At 67.1% G+C, this 3,421-nt stretch carries 4 protein-coding genes; 2 read left to right on the forward strand and 2 right to left on the reverse strand.

Translation table 11 applies throughout. From position 1 onward, the window contains the following. Positions 1-112: zf-HC2 domain-containing protein (locus tag ELR45_RS42500; protein ID WP_165367516.1), on the reverse strand; the 112-nt coding region annotated here is incomplete at its 3' end. Then, entirely contained in the window at positions 109-666 is a 558-nt protein-coding gene (locus ELR45_RS05185; RefSeq protein ID WP_129664261.1) for an RNA polymerase sigma factor, read from the reverse strand. The genes ELR45_RS05185 and ELR45_RS42500, both read right to left, overlap by 4 nt. Positions 667-1,182: 516 nt before the next feature. On the opposite strand from ELR45_RS05185, the gene ELR45_RS05190 reads away from it, so the two are divergent. Next, a complete protein-coding gene (locus ELR45_RS05190; RefSeq protein ID WP_129663986.1) occupies positions 1,183-2,166 on the forward strand; it encodes a sigma-70 family RNA polymerase sigma factor in 984 nt (327 codons plus the stop codon). A gap of 402 nt (positions 2,167-2,568) precedes the next feature. Further along, positions 2,569-3,421: LacI family DNA-binding transcriptional regulator (locus tag ELR45_RS05195; RefSeq protein WP_205856020.1), on the forward strand; the 853-nt coding region annotated here is incomplete at its 3' end.

Here is a 3,421-nt window from a genome sequence, read left to right on the forward strand (position 1 = left end):
CACGACAGTGCTCACACGCCGCGAGGTGGGCCTCGACCGACCACGCGTCCGCGTCGCCGATCCGTCCGTCCACGTACGCTCGTGCCGTCTGCCGCGGTATGTGCCAGCTCATGCGAGCGCCTCCTTCAGCTGAAGCCGGGCCCGGCGGGCCCGGGACTTGACGGTTCCTTCCGGGACATCCAGCAGCACTGCCGCCTCCCGGACGGAGAAGCCATCGAGGACGGTGGCCTGCAGGACTGCCCGCAGCTCCGGCGAGAGCCGGTCGAGCGCGACGGCGATCTCCGCACCGAACGACGACGCCAGTGCCTCCTCCTCAGCGGACGGAACCTTGACCAAGTCCTCGTGCGGCTCCCCTGCGGTCTGTGCGCGTGCGGCTCGGCGCCGGTGCGCATCGATCAGGCGCCGGGTGGCGATCGACCAGAGCCAGCCACCCGCCTGGTCCGTACCTGTGTACGACGACGCCGCACGCCAGACGGCCAGGAACGTCTCCTGGAGCACGTCCGCGGCCAGGTCGGCATCGCCGCAGCGCCGCCGCAGCCGGACCAGCAGCCAGGTCGCGTTGCGCCGGTAGTACTCCTCGAACGCCGCGCGGTCGCCGGAACCAGCGGCGCGCAGCAGCTCGTCGTCGCAGCGTTCGCCTGTGAGAACCTGTTCCGGCGGTCCCAACGGCGCTGCGGCGGCTCCCGCATCCCGACCGACGGCGTTGTCGCCGTCGCCTTGCCGGACCGGGCGCGGATGACCATCCTCGCCACCGCCAGCACTGCCGAAAAGGACTCTCTTCACGTCAGGTAGAGACGCAGCGTCGGCGGGATCGGTTCACACAGCTGCACGGCACGTGCAGCCGAACCTCCGTGCCGGGTCGACGACCGTGTCGGGCCGCGTCGTCCAGGTCTTCTGGCATATCCGCATTCTTCCGTGTCCACGACCCACACGCGGTGGAATGGCTCTCGCGAAGGTGATGTTGTATGATGCCCTGTCTTCAACTTCTCGATGACGGAGTCAGGGGCACAGCGATCAGGGCGGCCGTGGTGGGCATTACGTCCCCGGAGAAGCGATTCAACTCAACTCTCAGCGAGTTCTCAGGAAAACCGGAATCTCTAGGGCGCCTCGTACGTTATGAAACGTATGTTCGTCGGGCGAACTGGGTACCGTCCGACTAGCGACGACAGGAAGGGAGGAGCCATGGCAGTCAGCACCGACGTCGACGTCACACGTCGTGGTCCGCGTAACGGCTCCGAGGGGGAACCTGACCTGGTCGGGCGATACCTCGCGCAAATCGGCAAGACACCGCTGCTCAGCGCAGAGGAAGAGGTAGAGCTGGCCAAGCGCATCGAGGCCGGTGTATATGCGACCGAACTGCTCCGCGCCGCCGATGCGGGCGAGAACAAGAATGAGCTCACCCCGAAGTACCGCCGCGAACTTCAGGCCATAGCCGACGACGGCGAACTGGCCAAAGACCATATGATCCGGGCCAATCTCCGCCTGGTCGTCTCCGTGGCACGCAAACTCTCCAACCGAGGTTTGCCGTTTCTGGACGTGATTCAAGAAGGCAACCTGGGGCTCATGCGCGCCGTCGAGAAGTTCGACTACGCCAAGGGCTTCAAGTTCTCTACGTACGCCACGTGGTGGATCCGGCAGTCGATCCAGCGTGGACTCGCCGAGCAGACTCGGACGGTCCGGCTGCCGGTGCACGTCGCCGAGACGGTCGCCAAGCTGCACCGGATCGGCCGTGACCTGCAGCGGCTACTGGGACGGGACGCAACGGTCGAGGAGATCGCCGAGGAGGCCGGACTGCCCCCCGAGCGGGTCATCGAGCTGCGGCGCGTCTCACGGGATCCGCTCAGCCTGGACACGCCGATCGGTGAGGACGGTGACACGTCCGTCGGTGAGATCATCGAGGATGACGACGTCGTACGGGCCGAAGACGTCGCCGAGCACCATGCCCTGGTCGACTCCCTGCGCACCGTGCTCGACTCGCTGCCCCCGCGCGAGGCGCGCATCATCGAACTCCGCTACGGCCTGGCCGACGGTCACGAGCACACCTTGCAGGACGTCGCGGATGAGGTCGGCGTATCCCGCGAGCGCGTCCGGCAACTGGAGAAGCACGCTCTCGCCGCGCTCCGCGAACCGCAGAGGCGGCACTCTCTGCTCGCCTGGGCCAGCTGAGGGCCGGCTGCCGCCACAGGCACGCAGTCACGGTCCGTGTGGGCCTACCGCACGTACGGTGACACGCAGCACGTACAGTGACAACGACGCCCGTTCGACGCTCCCACGTTGAGCGGGCGTCGTGCTGTGCTGCGAGATTGCGCGGAATGGGAGTCGTCTGCGCAGGCCCCCGCATCCCGGCTCGGATAACCCACTCGCTTCACCGGCACCCATTCCGCGCGACCTCTTACACATAGAGCGGTGGGTACTTGCCGGAATGGTTCGGAATGCGCTCGCCAGGGATGGTCATTCAGCGCAGCACACCGAACTATGTGGACCAATGGCGTGAAATGCCCGGCGGATTACCGTAGACCCAGTAGAGTGGCAAACGCATTCCGGCAGGCGGTCGCGGGAGGGAGCCTCATGGTCGAGCAACGAGCCGGCGCGGTCACATTGACTGACGTCGCCCGGGAGGCAGGGGTATCACTCGCCACGGCGTCGCGCGCGATCAACGGCAGCACACGGCAGGTGGGCGAGGAGCTTCGCGAACGCGTCCTCGATGCCGCGCGCAGGCTTAACTACGCCGCCAATACGCAGGCACAGGCCGTCGCGAAGGGCCAGACCAACCTGGTCGGGCTGCTTGTTCACGACATCGCCGACCCCTACTTCTCGTCGATCGCCGCCGGTGTGATGCACGTCGCCGAGACCCACCAGATGCTGGTGACACTGGCGAACACCGGGCGCAGCCCACTGCGCGAGATCGAGCACCTGAACTCGCTGCGCGGGCAGCACAGCCGCGTTGCCATCCTGGTCGGCAGCCGGGTGGCCGACAGTGCCGAGATGGAAACGCTGCGGCACGAGTTCGCCATGTTCGAGCGCACGGGAGGACGAGTGGTGATGATCAGCCAGGACATCCTGCCCGTCGACACCGTCGCCCTGGAGAACCGCTCGGGCGCACGTGAGCTCGCCGGGGTGCTCGTCGAGCTCGGCTACCGGCGCTTCGCCATCCTCGGCGGTCCGTCCACCCTGCTCACAGCACGTGACCGGGTGGAAGGATTCCGCGACGGCCTTACTTCCAGCGGCATCGAGCTCGATCCGGCCAACATCATCCACGGCGGGTTCACCCGGGACGGCGGCTATGAGGCCATGTCCGAACTGCTCGACCGGAGCGCCGCGATCGACTGCGTCTTCGCGGTCAACGACGTCATGGCCGTCGGAGCCATGACCGCGTGCCGCGACCGCGGCGTCGACCTTCCGGAGAGCCTCGGCATGGCCG

Origin of the sequence: Phytoactinopolyspora endophytica (genome assembly GCF_004138495.1) — a bacterium.
GTDB lineage: Bacteria > Actinomycetota > Actinomycetes > Jiangellales > Jiangellaceae > Phytoactinopolyspora > Phytoactinopolyspora endophytica.

What these genes read in the sequence shown, in the direction of transcription:
- ELR45_RS05190 (WP_129663986.1), top strand. Translation starts at nt 1,183, where the DNA reads ATGGCAGTCAGCACCGACGTCGACGTCACACGTCGTGGTCCGCGTAAC.